The sequence below is a fragment of the Micromonospora sp. DSM 45708 genome (genome assembly GCF_039566955.1).
In the GTDB taxonomy this organism is placed as follows: Bacteria; Actinomycetota; Actinomycetes; order Mycobacteriales; family Micromonosporaceae; genus Micromonospora.
The window spans coordinates 756,365-773,645 of sequence record NZ_CP154796.1; the positions used below are offsets into that span (position 1 = coordinate 756,365).

Annotated in this window: 10 protein-coding genes; 6 read left to right on the forward strand and 4 right to left on the reverse strand. The window is 72.2% G+C overall.

The genetic code is table 11. The features are described 5' to 3' along the window. Positions 1-124: 124 nt before the first annotated feature. A complete protein-coding gene (locus VKK44_RS03685) occupies positions 125-505 on the reverse strand; it encodes a GntR family transcriptional regulator (protein WP_343445431.1) in 381 nt (126 codons plus the stop codon). 56 nt (positions 506-561) lie between these two features. Between VKK44_RS03685 and VKK44_RS03690 the strand changes: the two genes are divergently transcribed. From VKK44_RS03690 to VKK44_RS03705, 4 genes are all read left to right on the forward strand, one after another. Continuing rightward, positions 562-813, forward strand: a complete 252-nt coding sequence (locus tag VKK44_RS03690) for a hypothetical protein (protein ID WP_343445432.1) — start codon at positions 562-564, stop codon at positions 811-813. A gap of 65 nt (positions 814-878) precedes the next feature. Continuing rightward, complete coding sequence (locus tag VKK44_RS03695; RefSeq protein ID WP_343445433.1) at positions 879-2,567, forward strand: acyl-CoA mutase large subunit family protein; 1,689 nt, start codon at positions 879-881, stop codon at positions 2,565-2,567. Positions 2,568-2,701: 134 nt separating this feature from the next. Continuing rightward, a complete protein-coding gene (locus VKK44_RS03700; protein ID WP_343445434.1) occupies positions 2,702-3,619 on the forward strand; it encodes a tetratricopeptide repeat protein in 918 nt (305 codons plus the stop codon). Between the two features lie 65 nt (positions 3,620-3,684). Then, complete coding sequence (locus VKK44_RS03705) at positions 3,685-4,887, forward strand: arginase family protein (protein ID WP_343445435.1); 1,203 nt, start codon at positions 3,685-3,687, stop codon at positions 4,885-4,887. A gap of 40 nt (positions 4,888-4,927) precedes the next feature. Here VKK44_RS03705 and VKK44_RS03710 read toward each other — a convergent pair whose 3' ends face one another. Beyond that, entirely contained in the window at positions 4,928-6,889 is a 1,962-nt protein-coding gene (locus tag VKK44_RS03710) for a penicillin-binding transpeptidase domain-containing protein (RefSeq protein WP_343445436.1), read from the reverse strand. A gap of 287 nt (positions 6,890-7,176) precedes the next feature. On the opposite strand from VKK44_RS03710, the gene VKK44_RS03715 reads away from it, so the two are divergent. Next, positions 7,177-12,237: an NAD-glutamate dehydrogenase gene (locus tag VKK44_RS03715; RefSeq protein WP_343445437.1), complete on the forward strand. Its 5,061-nt coding sequence runs from the start codon at positions 7,177-7,179 to the stop codon at positions 12,235-12,237. 94 nt (positions 12,238-12,331) lie between these two features. Here VKK44_RS03715 and VKK44_RS03720 read toward each other — a convergent pair whose 3' ends face one another. Further along, positions 12,332-13,039 carry a class F sortase gene (locus VKK44_RS03720; protein WP_343447647.1) on the reverse strand — a complete coding sequence of 236 codons (708 nt, stop codon included), beginning with the start codon at positions 13,037-13,039 and terminating at the stop codon, positions 12,332-12,334. 286 nt (positions 13,040-13,325) lie between these two features. Further along, positions 13,326-14,678 (reverse strand): putative sodium/potassium/calcium exchanger, encoded by a 1,353-nt coding sequence (locus tag VKK44_RS03730; RefSeq protein WP_343445438.1) that lies wholly within the window; start codon positions 14,676-14,678, stop codon positions 13,326-13,328. 773 nt (positions 14,679-15,451) lie between these two features. Between VKK44_RS03730 and VKK44_RS03735 the strand changes: the two genes are divergently transcribed. Next, the gene (locus VKK44_RS03735; protein ID WP_343445439.1) at positions 15,452-17,239 is read left to right on the forward strand and encodes a glycoside hydrolase family 6 protein; all 1,788 of its coding nucleotides are present in this window, start codon (positions 15,452-15,454) and stop codon (positions 17,237-17,239) included. Positions 17,240-17,281 lie beyond the last annotated feature (42 nt).

Genomic DNA, 17,281 nt, shown 5'->3' on the forward strand with positions numbered 1-17,281 from the left:
GCGCCCCTGGAGGGGCCGTTTCGTACCAAGATCTCTCACCGGTATGAGCGCGGGTCGCTCCCGGGTGCCTTTGGCGACCGAGGGCAGTAACGACTCGGGCCGGCGCGGGGCCTGCCGGGTCGAGTCAGGCGTCCGGCGGGCGGACCAGCTCGACCTCGTCGCCGGGCAGCAGCTCCACGCCGCCCGTCGGGCCGTGGACCTCCAGCACCGGTACGCCCTCGTCGAGCTGCAACGTCCGGCGCTCGTTGCCGGTCGGCATCCGGGCGACGACCGAACTGCCCGGACCGAGTTCGACCTGCCGTCGCCGAGGCGCTTCCCGCACCCGGGTGCCGAACGGTCTGCTGGTGGTGACCAGACCTTCCGGTCGCAGTAGCGAGATCGCCATGCGGACGGCATCGCGACCGATCCGATGCTCCTGGCTCAGCCGCGTCTCGCTGCCGACGTTTGCTCCGGCCGGGAGTGCGCCTGTCTCGATCTGCTCGCGGATCAGGTCGGCGAGCTGCACATAGACCGGCGTGTGCGAGCGCGGATCGACAGCCGTGCCCTAAGCCTTGTGCCTTCGTGGATGCGATCCAGCCCGTGGTGGCCGGTGACCTGGCCGGCGCGGTGCGCCTGGCGCGGGTGGTCGCCCGCTGGTCGGGCGTGCTCACCTCGGCCGATCCCGGCGAGAGCACCGTGTCGGCCGAGGACGAGCAGGGCGTACGCCATCGGGTCTTCTGCGACCTGCGGATGGTCGGCGGCCGGCGCTGTCTGCTCCGCGCCGACCACGACGGACCCTGCTCCCGGGTTACCGGCCGGTACGCACGTCCTTAGCGATCGTTCAGGCATTCGTTCTACACTCGGTCTTCTTGACGAGGACCCGAGGAGGAGCTCCGCGCATGGACGCTGACGAGATCGCCGCCGGCCGGGCCCGCTGGCAGGCCCGCTACGACGCCGCCCGCAAGCGCGACGCGGACTTCACCACGCTCTCCGGCCTGCCGGTCGACCCGGTGTACGGCCCGCCGGAGGGGACCGCCTACCCGGGCTTCGACCGGATCGGCTGGCCGGGCGAGTTCCCGTACACCCGGGGGTTGCACCCGACCGGCTACCGCGGACGGGCCTGGACCATCCGGCAGTTCGCCGGCTTCGGCAACGCCCGGCAGACCAACGAGCGCTACAAGATGATCCTCGGCGCGGGCGGCGGCGGGCTCTCCGTCGCGTTCGACATGCCGACGCTGATGGGCCGCGACTCGGACGACCCGCAGTCGCTCGGCGAGGTCGGCCACTGCGGCGTCGCGATCGACTCGGCGGCCGACATGGAGGTGCTCTTCGACGGCATCGACCTGGCCGGCGTCACCACCTCGATGACCATCTCCGGGCCGGCCGTGCCGGTGTTCTGCATGTACCTGGTCGCCGCCGAGCGCCAGGGCGCCGACCTGTCCACGCTGGACGGCACGCTCCAGACGGACATCTTCAAGGAGTACATCGCGCAGAAGGAGTGGCTCTTCGACCCCGAGCCGCACCTGCGCCTGATCGGCGACCTGATGGAGTACTGCGCGGCGGAGATCCCGCGCTACAAGCCGCTCTCGGTCTCCGGCTACCACATCCGCGAGGCCGGCTCGACCGCCGCGCAGGAGCTGGCGTACACGCTTGCCGACGGGTTCGGCTACGTCGAGCTGGGCCTGTCGCGCGGGCTGGACGTCAACGTGTTCGCCCCCGGGTTGAGCTTCTTCTTCGACTCCCACCTGGACTTCTTCGAGGAGATCGCCAAGTTCCGCGCCGCCCGCCGGATCTGGGCCCGCTGGCTGCGCGACGTCTACGGCGCGACCAGCGAGAAGGCGCAGTGGCTGCGGTTCCACACGCAGACCGCCGGGGTGTCGCTGACCGCCCAGCAGCCGGTCAACAACGTGGTACGCACCGCGGTGGAAGCGCTGGCGGCGGTGCTCGGCGGCACCAACTCGCTGCACACCAACGCGCTGGACGAGACGCTCGCGCTGCCCACCGACGAGTCGGCCGAGATCGCCCTGCGCACGCAGCAGGTGCTGATGGAGGAGACCGGCGTGACGAACGTGGCCGACCCGCTCGGCGGCGCCTGGTACGTCGAGGCGCTCACCGACCGGATCGAGGCCGAGGCGGAGGAGATCTTCGCCCGCATCCGGCAGCTCGGCGGCGACGGCCCGCACCAGATCGGCCCGATGACCTCGGGCATCCTGCGCGGCATCGAGGACGGCTGGTTCACCGGCCACATCGCCGAGTCGGCGTTCGTCTACCAGCAGGCGCTGGAGAAGGGCGAGAAGAAGATCGTCGGCGTCAACTGCCACACCGGCACGGTCGCCAAGGAACTGGAGATCCTGCGCATCTCGCACGAGGTGGAGCTGGAGCAGCGCCGGGTGCTGGCCGAGCGCAAGTCGGCCCGTGACGACGCCGCGGTCACCGCCGCCGTACGCCGGATGGTGGAGGTCAGCCGGACCGGCGAGAACATGATCCCGGCGATGCTGGACGCGGTCCGCGCCGAGGCCACCCTGGGCGAGATCTGCGACGCGCTGCGCGGCGAGTGGGGCGTCTACCGCGAGCCCGCCCGCTTCTAGGCGCCAGGAGGGCCTTCCTGACGCGGCGTCTGTCAGGAAGGCCCTTCTTGCGCACTCTGAGCAGGGGTGAGAGTCGCAACGTCGCCGTTGCGGGTGAGCCGAGTTCCGAGCGACACGTGCGAGACTAGACAACCATGAGCGACCCACGGATCACCTCGTCGATCTTCACCCGCGGCGCGGTCGACCTCAGCGCGCTGCGCACCCCCGCACCGGCCGACACCTCTCCCGCCACACCGTCCCAGGGCGGCCCGCCCGCCGGGCTGCCGGGCGGCCCCGCCGGCTCGGCCGCCGTGATCGACGTGACCGAGGCGAACATCCAGTCCGAGGTGCTCGAACGCTCGCTCTCCACACCGGTCGTGGTCTTCTTCGGCGCCGCCGGCTACCCGGAGAGCGACCAGTTCGCCCCGGTGCTGGAGCGGCTGGCCGCCGAGAGCGCCGGCGCCTGGCTCCTGGCCCGGGTCGACGTGCAGCAGCAGCCACGGCTCGCGCAGATGTTCCAACTCCAGGCGCTGCCCACCACGTACGCCATCGTCGGCGGCCGGCCGGTCGACGCCTTCCCGGGTGTGCTGCCCGAGTCGGAGTTGCGCAAGTGGCTCCAGGCCGTGCTCCAGGCCGCCGGCGTCACGGTGGCCGAGCCGGAGGACCCGCGGCTCGACGCCGCCGACGACGCGTTGATGAGCGGCGACCTCGACGCCGCCGAGGCGGCGTACCGGAAGATCCTGGCCGAGTCCCCGACGGACGCCGCGGCGGAGGCGGGCCTGGCGCAGGTCGGGCTGGCCCGCCGGGTGGCCGGCGCGGACCCGCAGGGGGCGCTCGACGCCGCCGCGGCGGCCCCCGACGACGTCGACGCCCAACTGCTGGCCGCCGACATCGAGGTGCTCAGCGGCCTGGCCGACCAGGCCTACCAGCGACTGGTCGGCCTGGTCCGGCGGACCGCCGGCGAGGAGCGGGACCGGGTCCGCCAGCACCTGATCGGCCTGTTCACCATCGCCGGCCCGGACGACCCCGCCGTGGCCTCCGCCCGACGCGCCCTGGCCAGCGCCTTGTTCTGAATTCGTCGTACGCCCGCGCGGGCCGGCGCGCCGCCGGCCCGCCCGACCATCGAGGACGGGAGCTCATGATGCGCCGGATCGCCGTCCTCGACGCGCCGACAAACCTCGGACTGCGCCCGCCCACGGCCAGCTCCGTCCCCGGCTGCGGCAAGGCGCCCGGCGCGCTGCGCGACCACGGGCTGCTCGCCCGGCTGCGGGCCCGCGACGCCGGCTGCCTCACCGCACCCCGCTACGACCCGGGCGACTGGCGGCCCGGCGACGGCGTCTGCCACGCGCCGGAGATCTCGGCCTACTCGGTGGCGCTCGCCGACCGGATCGGCGCGATCATCGACCGGGGCGAGTTCCCGCTGGTGCTCGGCGGGGACTGCTCGGTGCTGCTCGGCTCGGCGCTGGCCATGCACCGGCTCGGCGAGGCGGTCGGCGGGCGGATCGGGCTGGTCTTCGTGGACGGCCACTCCGACTTCCGGCACCCCGGCAACGCGTCCTACGTCGGGGCGGCGGCGGGGGAGGACCTGGCCCTGGTCACCGGGCGGGGGCAGCCCGACCTGGCCGCCATCGAGGGGCGGCGCCCCTACTTCCGGGACATCGACGTGGTGGTGCTCGGCATCCGCGCGCAGGACGAGTACCGTCTCGACCTCCAGGCCGCCGGCATCACCACCCGGCCGGTGCCGGCGCTGCGCGCCGAGGGCGCGGCCCGCACCGCCCAGTGGGCGCACGAACAGCTCGTCGACTGCGCCGGCTACTGGGTGCACATCGACGTGGACGTGCTCGACCCGGCCGTGATGCCCGCCGTCGACGCGCCCGATCCGGGCGGCATCGCTTTCGCCGAACTGGAGATCCTGCTCGGCGGGCTGGTGGACACGCCGCACTGCCTCGGCGTGGAGCTGACCGTCTTCGACCCCGACTACGACCCGGACGGGGCGTACGCGGCGGAGATCGTGAACACGGTGGTGGCCGGGCTCGCCCCGGTCGTCGCCCCGGACGCGGTGCCACCCCGGCTGCTGCCGGCCGGCCCGACACCCCGGCCGGGCAACGGCCGGGTGCAGCGCCCGGCGACGAGGGTGCCGGTACCCGCCGTCGCGACGGACCCGATCGGCCCGCCGGCGGTCAGGGACGGCGACGACGACACGGCGGCGTGGCTGCCGGAGCCGGGCGAGAAGGACGCCGGGCCGGCCGTCGGCCCCGGGTCGCTCCGCCGCGTCGCGGTGCCCGAGATGGACGGCGGACCGCTCGGGGAGGCGCCACCGGCCACCGGGGAACCCGCCTGAGCGACACCGGTCGGCTCCGCCCCGGACCGTACGGACCCGCTCAGCGGGCCAGGCCGCGCAGGAACCGCTCGGCGATCGGCACCGCGCTGGCCGTGCTGGAGCCGCCCTGCTCGACGAAGACCGCGAAGGCCACGTCGCCCTGCCAGCCCACGAACCAGGCGTGGGTGTGCGCCGGGCTGTTGTCGTACTCCGCGGTGCCGGTCTTGCCGTGCACCGGCTCGCCGGGCACCTTGGCCAACGCGGTGGCGGTGCCGGCGGTGACCACGCCGCGCATCAGCGTCTTCAACGCCGCCACGGACTCCGGCTTGAGCGCCGGCCCGGCCGGGGCGGGCTTGCCCGGCGCCGGATCGAGCAGCAGCTTGGGCTGCTCGAAGCGGCCCCGCGCCACGGCCGCGGTGGCGCCGGCCATCGCCAACGGGCTGACCACCGTGGTGCCCTGGCCGATCGCGGCGGCGGCCTGCTCGGTGGGCCCCCCGTTCGCGGAGACCTTGCCGGTGAACACGTCCGCGCCCAGATCCCAGCCGGCCTCCAGCCCGAGCGTGCGGCCGGCCTGGGCGAGCCCGTCCGGGCCGAGCTGCGGGGCCAGCGCGGTGAAGGCGGTGTTGCAGGACTTCGCGAAGTCGGTGGCGAACGGCACCGCGCCCAGCTCGAAATTGTCCGAGTTCTTGAAGACGCGCCCGTCGACCTCGGCCGTCTTCGGACAGGCCACCGTGGTCTGCGGGGTCACCGCGCCGCGGTCGAGCAGGCCGAGCGCGCTGACCATCTTGAACGTGGAGCCGGGCGGCACCTGGGCGGTGAACGCGAGGTTCTCGCCGGCCGCGCCGGGGCCGTTCGCGGTGGCCAGCACCGCGCCGTCGCTGATCCGCACCGCGACCAGCGCGGAGCGGCGGGGCTGGCCCCGCAGCGCGGCGTCGGCGGCGTTCTGGGTGGCCACGTCCAGCGTGGTCCGCACCGGCTGGCCGGGCTTCGGGTCGCTGCGGAACACCTCGGTGCCGGTGGGCTCGGTGGCGCCCTCCGCGGCGGGCCGCTCGGTGATCACGGTGACGCCGGGCACGCCCCGCAGCCGCTCGTCGTAGCGGCCCTGGAGGCCGCCGTGGCCGACCAGGTCGCCGCGGGCGTACCGGTCGGGGTGGGCCTGGAGGTCGTCGGCCTGGGCCTGGTCGACGGAGCCGAGCAGCGCCCGGGCGAACTCCCGGGTCGGGGCCAGCATGAGCTGATCGGTGGGGAACCGGGTGCCGGGCAGGTCGTAGATGCGGGGCTTGATCTGCCGGTACGCCTCGTCGCGCAGCGTCACCACCTCGACCAGTGCGTCCCGGTCGGCCTGCTTGAGCCGCTCGGGCAGGTCGCTGAGGTCGACCGGCGGGCTGAGCGCGGGTCGGACCGCCTTGAACGCGGCGTCGAGCCGACGCACCAGGCCGGGCACGTCCTTCACCTCGCCGGGCGTGACCTGCACCCGGACCACCGGACGGGGCGCCACGATCGGCTTGCCGGCGGCGTCCAGCACCGCGGCCCGCTCCGCCGGCTCCCGGCGCAACGCGAGGTGGTCACCCTCGGTCAGCTTCTCGTGCACCACCGCCGGCTCCCAGATCACCTGCCACTGGTCGCCGTCGCCCTTGAGGCGCACCGGGTTCTCGTAGGCCCAGCGGACGCCGCCCGGCAGCGCCCAGGTCAGCCGGACCCGGGCGGTGGCGATGTCGCCGGCGGTCGTGATCTCGCCGGTGCGCTCCAGCGTCGGCGGCGTGGCGGCCAGCTCGCCGGAGAGCGCCTTCAACTGCTTGGTCACCTCGCCCGCCGGCACCCGCGCGCCGGTCGGCGCGATGAAGCCGACCGGTTGCAGGTCGCCCGAGCGCCAGCCGCTCAGGAAGGCGTCGACGGTGCCGGCCGGCCCGTCCTCGCCGGAGCACCCGGTCACCGCGCCGGCGGCCAGCAGGGCGGCGACCAGCGCCGCGATCGGCCGGCGGCGGGATTGGCGACGGGGGCGGGCGGGGTACGACAGGGGCATGAAGCGGTCCCTCCGGTGCGAAACTGACCTGCACGCTAGTACGCCACGCGGCTCCCCACCGCCCCGCCACCGCCTGCGGCGGGTTCAGAAGTGGCATGTGGCAGTGTGATGAACATCGCCAGCCGGGTAATCCGCGACCGGCCGACCACGGACCCGCAACAGGTGAAAGGGCACAGTCCCGATCCGGACGTCCGGCCAGTGGTCCGCCGACCGAGGTGCACAACGGCAGGGCCTAGGCTGGGCGGCAGAGTGACCCACAACGCGGTGGGTCGAGGGGAGTGGCACCGATGGACCGGCGTCCGGCGATCAAACCGGGACCCGATCTCCAGGCTGACACCAGCCGGGACGATGACAGCTTCGATTCGGCGACCGACGGGGACGGTTTCGGCCGTCTCGACACAGGAGTGACCGGCCTGACCGGTTCCAGCATCGACACCCTCTACGACCTGGGGCTGCCCGCGCAGGCCCTGGCCGACGACGTGGAGGACGCCGAGCTGGACGAACCGGTGCCCAACGCGGAGCGGCTGGTCGCCCAGGCGGTCGCGCTGGCCGGCGACGACCACGACGCGGCCACGCTGGTGGACCGCTTCTGGCGGTTCGCGCCGGACGAGGAGCTGATCGGCTTCACCGCCGAGGAGATGCTGGAGGCGGCCCGGGCCCACCGGGACCTGGCCCAGCAGCGGGTGCCCGGCGAGCTGAAGCTGCGCATCCACGAACCGGACGCCGAGCAGCACCACACCGTCGTCGAGATCGTCACCGACGACATGCCGTTCCTGGTCGACTCGGTCACCGCGCTGCTGAACTCCCGCCACCTCGACGTGCACCTGCTGGTGCACCCGTTGGTAGTGGTCCGGCGGGAGCCGCTGGGCCGGCTCACCGAGGTCTCCGCGGACGTGGAGCCGGACGACGCGATCGCCGGTGACCTGGTCGAGAGCTGGATGCGGATCGAGATCGACCCGGTCCGCGACCCGGCCGAGCGGGAGGCGGTGCGCCGCGAGCTGCAACGCGTGCTCACCGACGTGCGGGAGGCCGTCGAGGACTGGCCCAAGATGCGGCAGCGGGCGATGGCGCTCGCCGACGAGTTGGCCGCCGCGCGCACGTCGGACAACCGCCCGCCGGTGCCGGAAAAGGACATCACGGACTCGGTGGAGTTGCTGCGCTGGCTCGCGCACGACCACTTCACGTTCCTCGGCTACCGGGAGTACCGCCTGGTCGACGCGGACGGCGCGGACGGCGGGCAGGCCCTGGAGGCGGTGCTCGGCACCGGGCTGGGCATCCTGCGGTCCGACTCGCCGGAGGCCCGGGCGCTGAACTCGATGACCCCGGAGGCGTACGAGCGGGTGCTGGAGAAGCGCCTGCTCATCATCACCAAGGCCAACTCCCGGGCCACCGTGCACCGCTCGGCCTACCTCGACTACATCGGCTTCAAGATCTTCAACGACGCCGGGGAGGTGGTCGGGGAGCGACGCTTCCTGGGCCTGTTCTCCACCGCCGCGTACCGGACCAGCGTGCAGGAACTGCCGGTGGTCCGCCGCAAGGTCGCCGAGGTGCTGGACCGCTCCGGCCTGAGCCTGCGCAGCCACTCCGGCAAGGACCTGCTCCAGATCCTGGAGACCTACCCGCGCGACGAGCTGTTCCAGATCAAGACCGACGACCTCTACCACGCGGTGATCGGCGTGCTGCGGATGGCCGGCCGCCGGCAGCTCCGGGTCTTCCTGCGCCGGGACGCGTACGGGCGGTTCATCTCCTGCCTGATCTACCTGCCCCGGGACCGGTTCACCACGCAGAACCGGCTGCGCATGCAGGACATCCTGCTGCGCGAGCTGAACGGCGTCGGCGTCGACTACACCACGAGGGTCACCGAGTCGATGCTGGCCCGGGTGCACTTCATCGTGCGCACCGACCCGAACAACCCGCCCGGCGAGATCGACGCCGACCTGCTCGCCGAGGAGCTGGCCGACGCCACCCGGCTCTGGGACGACGACTACCGGCTGGTGCTGGAGCGCAAGCTCGGCGACGAGCAGGCCAAGCACCTGTTCAGCCGCTACGCCGACGCGTTCCCGGAGGGCTACAAGGACGGGCACACGCCGTACGAGGCGATGAAGGACCTCGCCAAGCTGGAGCTGCTGGAGGAGTCCGGCCAGCTCGAGATGCACCTGTTCCGCAAGCAGGTGGCGCCGCGGGCCTACTCGGGCCGGGCCGCCGACGGCGACGAGTCCCTGGACGTGCGGTTCAAGGTCTACCGGTACGGCGAGCCGATGATGCTCTCCGCCGTGCTGCCGGTGCTGCACTCGCTCGGCGTGAAGGTGGTCGACGAGCACCCGTACGAGGTGGAGCGCGTCGACGGCCGGATCTGGCTCTACGACTTCGGTCTGGAGCTGCCGGAACGGCACCAGGACCTGTCCGAGGTGCGCCCGCACGTGGAGAACGCGTTCGCCGCCGCCTGGCGGGGCGAGGCCGAGGTGGACGGCTTCAACGAGCTGGTGCTGCGCACCGGGCTCACCTGGCGGCAGGTGGTGGTGCTGCGCGCGTACGCGAAGTACCTGCGGCAGGCCGGCACCGTGTTCTCCCAGGAGTACATGGAGCAGACGTTCATCGCGTACCCGAGCATCGCCGGGCTGCTGGTGCAGCTCTTCGAGATCCGGTTCGCGCCCGGCGGGATCACCATGGACGAGCGGCGGCAGCGCAGCGCCGAACTGGTCGACGCGATCGGCGAGGCGCTCGACGAGGTGTCCAGCCTCGACCAGGACCGCATCCTGCGCGCCTACCTGACGTTGATCCAGGCCACGCTGCGGACCAGCTTCTACCAGAAGCCGGTGGGTGGGCGGCCCAAGCCGTACGTGGCGTTCAAGCTGGACCCGCAGGCCATCCCGGACCTGCCGGCGCCGCGGCCGAAGTTCGAGATCTTCGTCTACTCGCCCCGGTTCGAGGGCGTGCACCTGCGGTTCGGGCCGGTGGCCCGGGGCGGCCTGCGCTGGTCGGACCGGCGTGAGGACTTCCGCACCGAGGTGCTGGGCCTGGTCAAGGCGCAGATGGTGAAGAACGCGGTGATCGTGCCGGTCGGTGCCAAGGGCGGCTTCGTGCTCAAGCAGAAGCCGGGCGACCGGGACGAGGCGGTGGTCTGCTACAAGGAGTTCATCTCCGCGTTGCTCGACGTCACGGACAACATCGTCAGCGGCGAGATCGTGCCGCCCGAGGACGTGGTCCGGCACGACGCCGACGACCCGTACCTGGTGGTCGCGGCGGACAAGGGCACCGCGACGTTCTCCGACATCGCCAACGAGATCTCCACCGCGCACCACTTCTGGTTGGGCGACGCGTTCGCCTCCGGCGGCTCGGCCGGCTACGACCACAAGAAGATGGGCATCACCGCCCGGGGCGCCTGGGAGTCGGTGAAGCGGCACTTCCGGGAGCTGGGGCACGACACCCAGACCCAGGACTTCACCGTGGTCGGCGTCGGCGACATGTCCGGCGACGTGTTCGGCAACGGGATGCTGCTCTCCGAGCACATCCGGCTGTTGGCCGCGTTCGACCACCGGCACATCTTCCTGGACCCGGACCCGGACGCGGCCACCTCGTTCGCCGAGCGCAAGCGGCTGTTCGACCTGCCCCGGTCGTCCTGGGAGGACTACGACCCGGAGCTGATCTCGGAAGGCGGCGGCATCTTCCCGCGTACCGCGAAGTCGGTGCCGATCACGCCGCAGGTCCGGGCGGTGCTCGGCCTCGACGACGACGTCACGCAGCTCAGCCCGCAGGAGCTGATGAAGGCGATCGTCACCGCGCCGGTGGACCTGTTCTGGAACGGCGGCATCGGCACCTACGTGAAGGCGTCGACGCAGACCAACGCCGAGGTCGGGGACAAGTCCAACGACGCCATCCGGGTGGACGGCAAGAGCCTGCGCTGCCGGGTGGTCGGCGAGGGCGGCAACCTGGGCTTCACCCAGCAGGGCCGGATCGAGTACGCCGCCGGCGGCGGCCGGATCTACACCGACTTCATCGACAACGCGGCCGGGGTGGACTGCTCCGACCACGAGGTGAACATCAAGATCCTGCTGAACACCGCGGTCGCCGACGGGGAGCTGGACCGGCCGGAGCGCGACGAGCTGCTGGCCCAGATGACCGACGAGGTCGCCGAGCTGGTGCTGCGGGACAACTACGACCAGGCGCGGGCGCTGAACAACGCCCAGGCCCAGGCCGCCTCGCTGCTCCCGGTGCACCGTCGGATGATCAGCGAGCTGGAGCGGTCCGGCGCGCTGGACCGGGCACTGGAGGCGCTGCCGTCGGACGAGGAGCTGGCGGTCCGCGTCGAGACCGGGCTGACCCCGCCGGAGTTCGCGGTGCTGCTCGCGTACGTGAAGATCGTGCTCGAGCGGGAGATCGTCAGCGAGGGCCTGGCGGACGAGGAGTGGACGACCGACGTCCTGGTCAACTACTTCCCGACCCCGCTGCGGCAGCGCTTCGCCGACCGGATGGGCCGGCACCGGCTGCGTCGGGACATCGTCACCACGGTGCTGGTCAACGAGGCGATCAATCGGGGCGGCATCTCGTTCGTGTTCCGGGTGGTCGAGGAGACGGCCGCCTCGGCGGCGGACGTGCTGCGGGCGTACGTGGTGGTCCGTGAGGTGTTCGAGCTGGGCGACCTGTGGAACGCGGTGGAGGCGCTGGACAACAAGGTCTCGCCCGAGTTGCAGACCGCCGTCTACCTGGACACCCGACGGCTGCTCGACCGCGCGGTGCGGTGGCTGGTCACCAACCGGCGCTCGCCGATCGACGTGCCGGCGGAGATCGCCCGGCTGCGGGACGGCGTGGCCCGCCTGATGCCGGACCTGGAACACCTGTTCTGGGGCACCGAGCGGGAGGCGATCGCGGCGCACATCGAGGCGCTCGTCGGCAAGGGGCTGCCGCGTGAGCTGGCCATCCAGGCGACCCGCCTGATGTACAGCTTCGGCCTGCTCGACATCGTCGAGACGGCGAAGACGACCGGGCGGGAGGTGAGCGAGGTGGCCTCGGTCTACTTCGTGCTCTCCGACCGGTTCCGGGTCGACGCGCTGCTGTCGAAGATCTCCCTGCTGCCGCGGGAGGACCGCTGGCAGACGCTGGCCCGGATGGCGCTGCGCTACGACCTGTACGCCGCGCTGGCCGCGCTCACCGCGGAGGTGCTCAGCTCCACCTCGGACAGCCAGCCGCCGGTGGAGCGGGTGCAGGAGTGGGAGCAGGCGAACGCGACCTCGATCCACCGGGCGCACCGGGCGATGGGGGAGTTCGACGAGTCCCGCGCCGACCTGTCCGCGCTGTCGGTCCTGCTGCGCCAGATCCGTACCCTGGTCCGGACGTCGTCGGCGGCCTGACGCTCCACCTGCCTCTGCCCCTGCCATCTGGCTGATTCACGGAAAGAGTGCCCATCGCGCCTCGGATGGGCACTCTTTCCGTGCATGAGGTGGGTCAGCGGATCATCCGCGCGTAGACCACGATGTTGTTCAGGTAGCTGCCGGCGGTCCGGTCGAACACCCCGCCGCAGGTGACCACGCGCAGACCCGGCACGGCGGACGGCCCGTAGACCTGTTCCGCCGGGAAGGCGGTCTTCGGGTACGAGCGGACCTCCTCCACGGTGAACGTGACGGTCGAGCCGTCCTGCCGGGACACGGCGATGGTGTCGCCCGGCACCAGCGCGCCCAGGTTGAAGAAGACCGCCGGGCCGAGCTTGGCGGAGTCGACGTGCCCGACGACCACGGCGTTGCCGGCCTCGCCGGGGCTGGCGCCGGGGGAGTACCAACCCGCCTTCATCGCCTGGTCCAGCGGGGGCACCTCGACCGTGCCGTCCGGGTTGGTGCCGAGCGTCATGACCTCGGCACGGACCCCGATCCGGGGAATCACGATGGTGGTGGGCGCCGAGCGGGGCAGCGCGGCCGGGGCACCCGTGGGCCCGGTCGGCGCGGCTCCGGGCGCCGCCGGCACGGTCCCGGACGGTACGCCGGGCACGGTCCCGGACGGTACGCCCGGCACGGTCCCGGACGGTACGCCCGGCACGGTCCCGGACGGTACGCCCGGAGCGGCTCCCGGGCGGGAACCGGGCGGTGTCGCCGACGCGGCTCCGGACGGCGCGCCCCCGCTCGGTGCCGCCGGCGTGCCCCCGGGTGGCGCTGCCGGCATGGTTCCCGGCGGGCCGGTCGGGGCGGTGCCGGGCGGCGCGGAGTCGACGTCGTCCCACGGCGTGGCGGCCTCGACGTCCGCGTCCGGTCCGGCCGCCGGGTCGGCGGCATCAGTCGTGCCGGCCGGTCCGGCCTGCGCGATCGGCTGCGGCGGGGTGGGTGGCGGGACGGTGCGGACGGACGCGCCGATCAGGCCCGAGCCCACCATGGCGAGGAGGACGACGACGGCCGCGCCGGCGGCGCGCCACGGTTTCCCGTGACGGCCGCCGGCCCGGGTCGTCGTCCGGTCAGACCAGGCCACCGGCCCGCCGCCGACGCAGCAGCACCAGCCCGCCGAGCGCGGCGGCGCCGATCATGCCGGCACCTCCGGTGGCGAGATTACGGTCCAGGCCGGTGGTGGCCATGCCGCCGTCACCGCCGTCGACCCCGCCCCGCGGCAGGACCACCAGCTCGCCCTCGCCGCAGGAGCCGTTCAGCTCGTACCGGCCGGGGTGGACGTCCTCGGAGACGCGGGCCTCGCCGTAGTAGACGAAGTCCTTCCCGTGCTCCCAGCCGGCCTCGTCCCCGCCCCGGCCGTAGCCCTCGTCGTCCTGCCAGTCCTCCTGCCAGTCGCCGTGGTGCTCGTCTTTGGCGTCCTTGCCGTGCTCGTCTTTGGCGTCCTTGCCGTGCTCGTCCTTGCCGTCCTTGCCGTATTCGTCTTTGGCGTCCTTGCCGTGCTCGTCCTTGCCGTCCTTGCCGTATTCGTCCTTGGCGTCCTTGCCGTGCTCGTCCTTGCCGTCCTTGCCGTATTCGTCTTTGGCGTCCTTGCCGTATTCGTCCTTGGCGTCCTTGCCGTGTTCGTCCTTGTTGGCCTCCGGCGGGGCGCCGTGCTCGTCCTTGCCGTCCTTGCCGTGTCCGTCCTTGCCGTCCTTGCCGTGCTCGTCCTGGGTCCAGTCGGTGGCCGCCCAGCCCGGCTCGGCGTCCTGGCCGTACTCCTCGTGGCCCTGCGGCCCCGCATCCCCGGCGTCGGCGGCCATGCCGGCACCCGCACCGCCCGGCTTCGGCGCGTCGGCCGGCGGCTCCGGCATCCCCGCCTCGCCGGGACCGTGCCCGTCCTGGCCCTTCTCGTCCTTGCCTTCGGGGCCCTTGCCTTCGGGACCCTTGCCTTCGGGGCCCTTGCCTTCGGGGCCCTTGCCTTCGGGACCCTTGCCTTCGGGACCCTTGCCTTCGGGACCCTTGCCCTCGGGGCCCTTGTTCTCAGGCCCCTTGCCCTGCTCGTCCTTGCCCTCCGGGGCCTTGCCGTGGTCTTCCCCGTGCCCGTCCTTGCCGTCCGGGCCCTGGTCCGCGTCCCCGGCCCAGTCGCCGCCCCGGTCGGCCCAGTCGCCGCCCTGGTCGGCCCAGTCGCCGTGCTCCCCGTCACGGGCCGGGTGGAGGTCGACCTTGCCGGTCACCTTCGACCAGACGTAGGCGTGCTCCTGGGGCTCCGAGCAGATCTCCAGCAGTTCCACCCTGTCGCCGGCCTTGACCACGTGCGGCTTGGCGATCACCTTGCCCTCGTCGTCGTGCCCGCCTGCGTAGGCCATTCCCGGGGTGAACACGAGAAGGCCCGCACCGCCGAGAGCGGCACCCGCGACGATCTTCCCGAGCATCTTGTCAGCCATACCAGCGTCACTCCATCCCTGTTCGTCCTGAGCCCGACGTCAGTCGAGCTACAGCCGACGTTAGACCTTTTCGCGTCTTATTCAGGGAAAGATTCGTTTTTAGGAGTTTGCCGATGATGCGGCATTAGCGCATCCCCGCCCGCCCCCGCACCCTCTGCGACATCTGCGCCCCCCGCCCGATGCCCCGCCCCTCCCACCCCCCACCCCCCGCCCCCCGCCCGACCTCCTCCCACCCCCGGGGCTCCCGCGCCGGGTGATCAAGGAGTTGGCGTCTGCGCCGGAGATCGACTCCCACCCCAACCCCTTGATCATCGGACGACGACCATGGGACTGGGTCCCCACCCGGCCGTTCTCGGTGATCATGGAGTTGGCGGGCGGGGGAGCGCTGCCACCTTCTGCCAACCTCATGATCGACGGGGTGGGGTGGTGGTGGGGATTGGTGAGCGGGGTGGGGGGCGGGGGGTGAGGGGTAGGGTCGAGGCCGGCGTATCGAGCCATTGCCATGGAAGCGCTCCCATGCAAGAATCGCTGCACGCGGTTCGGGGAGCCACACCGCGAGCTCAGACGTCGAGGGCAACCGGTCTCACCGGACGACGTCCGGCTCCTTCGGCCGGTCCTGCGGACCGGTCGGCACCACCACCACCCTCACGCCCGTCCGGGTCGGGCGTCCCCGAAGTAACCCGTGGCGCGCACGGTCGTTCCCGCAGGGCGACCACCGCCGCCATTCCGCCGGGCCGTTCGCGGATCCGGTCTCGCCCAAGGAGATCAGTGGTATGAATCTGTGGAGAAGGCTGTCCGGCCGGAGCCGGACGCTCGCGCTCACCGGCGCCGGCGTCCTCGTGGCCGGCGGGCTGGTGACCCTTCCGGTCACCGCGGCGCAGGCCGCGACGCAGTGCAGCGTGGACTACACCACCAACGACTGGGCCGGTGGCTTCACCGCGAACGTGGTCATCAAGAACCTCGGTGACCCGGTCAGTTCGTGGACCCTCGGTTTCACGTTCCCGAACAGCAGCCAGCGCGTACAGCAGGGCTGGTCGGCGAAGTGGACCCAGAGCGGCCAGAACGTCACCGCCCAGAACGAGTCCTACAACGGTTCGCTGGGCACCGGCGCCAGCACCAGCCTCGGGTTCAACGGCGCCTGGAGCGGCAGCAACCCGAAGCCGACGCAGTTCACGCTCAACGGCACGGTCTGCAACGGCGGCACGCCGCCCACCAGCACGCCCCCCACCAGCACGCCGCCGACGAGCACGCCGCCGACGAGCACGCCCCCCACCACCACGCCGCCCACCACCACCCCGCCGGGGCAGAAGGTGGACAACCCGTACGCCGGGGTCAAGGGGTACGTGAACCCGGAGTGGAAGGCCAAGGCCGAGTCGGTGGCCGGTGGCAACCGGGTGTCGAACAACCCGACCGCGGTCTGGATCGACCGGATCGCCGCCATCAACGGCACGCCGGACAGCAGCTCCAACGGCGCGATGGGGGTCCGTCAGCACCTGGACGCCGCGCTCGCCCAGGGCGCCGGCTACATCCAGTTCGTCATCTACAACCTGCCCGGCCGGGACTGCGCCGCGCTCGCGTCGAACGGTGAGCTGGGTCCGGACGACCTGCCCCGCTACAAGACCGAGTACATCGACCCGATCGCCGCGATCCAGGCCGACGCGAAGTACAAGAACCTGCGCATCGTCAACATCATCGAGATCGACTCGCTGCCCAACCTGGTGACCAACACCTCGGGCCAGCCGGGCGGCACCGCGATGTGCGACACGGTCAAGGCCAACGGCGCCTACGTCAACGGCGTCGGCTACGCGCTGGCGAAGCTCGGTGCGATCGGCAACGTCTACAACTACATCGACGCCGCGCACCACGGCTGGATCGGCTGGGACAGCAACTTCGGCCCGACCGCCGACCAGCTCAAGGCCGCCGCGGTGGCGTCCGGCAGCACCGTGAAGAACGTGCAGGGGTTCATCGTCAACACGGCGAACTACTCCGCGCTCAAGGAGCCGTACATCAAGATCACCGACTCGGTGAACGGCCAGACCGTGCGGCAGGCCAAGTGGATCGACTGGAACTTCTACGTCGACGAGCTCTCGTTCGCCCAGGCGTTCCGGCAGAAGCTGGTCTCGATCGGCTTCGACAGCAACATCGGCATGCTGATCGACACCTCCCGCAACGGTTGGGGCGGCTCGGCTCGGCCGACCGGTCCTGGCCCGCTGACCAGCGTCGACGCCTACGTCAACGGTGGTCGGGTCGACCGCCGCATCCACGCCGGCAACTGGTGCAACCAGGCCGGTGCGGGCCTCGGCGAGCGGCCGAAGGCCAACCCGGAGCCGGGCATCGACGCCTACGTCTGGGTGAAGCCCCCGGGTGAGTCGGACGGCTCCAGCAAGGAGATCCCGAACAACGAGGGCAAGGGCTTCGACCGGATGTGCGACCCGACGTACACCGGCAACGCCCGCAACGGCAACAGCATGTCCGGTGCCCTGCCGGACGCGCCGATCTCCGGCGCCTGGTTCGCGGCCCAGTTCGCGCAGCTCATGCAGAACGCCTACCCGGCGCTGTAGAGCCCCGCGGCCGGACCACCCGCCGCGGCGGGAGTGAGGCAC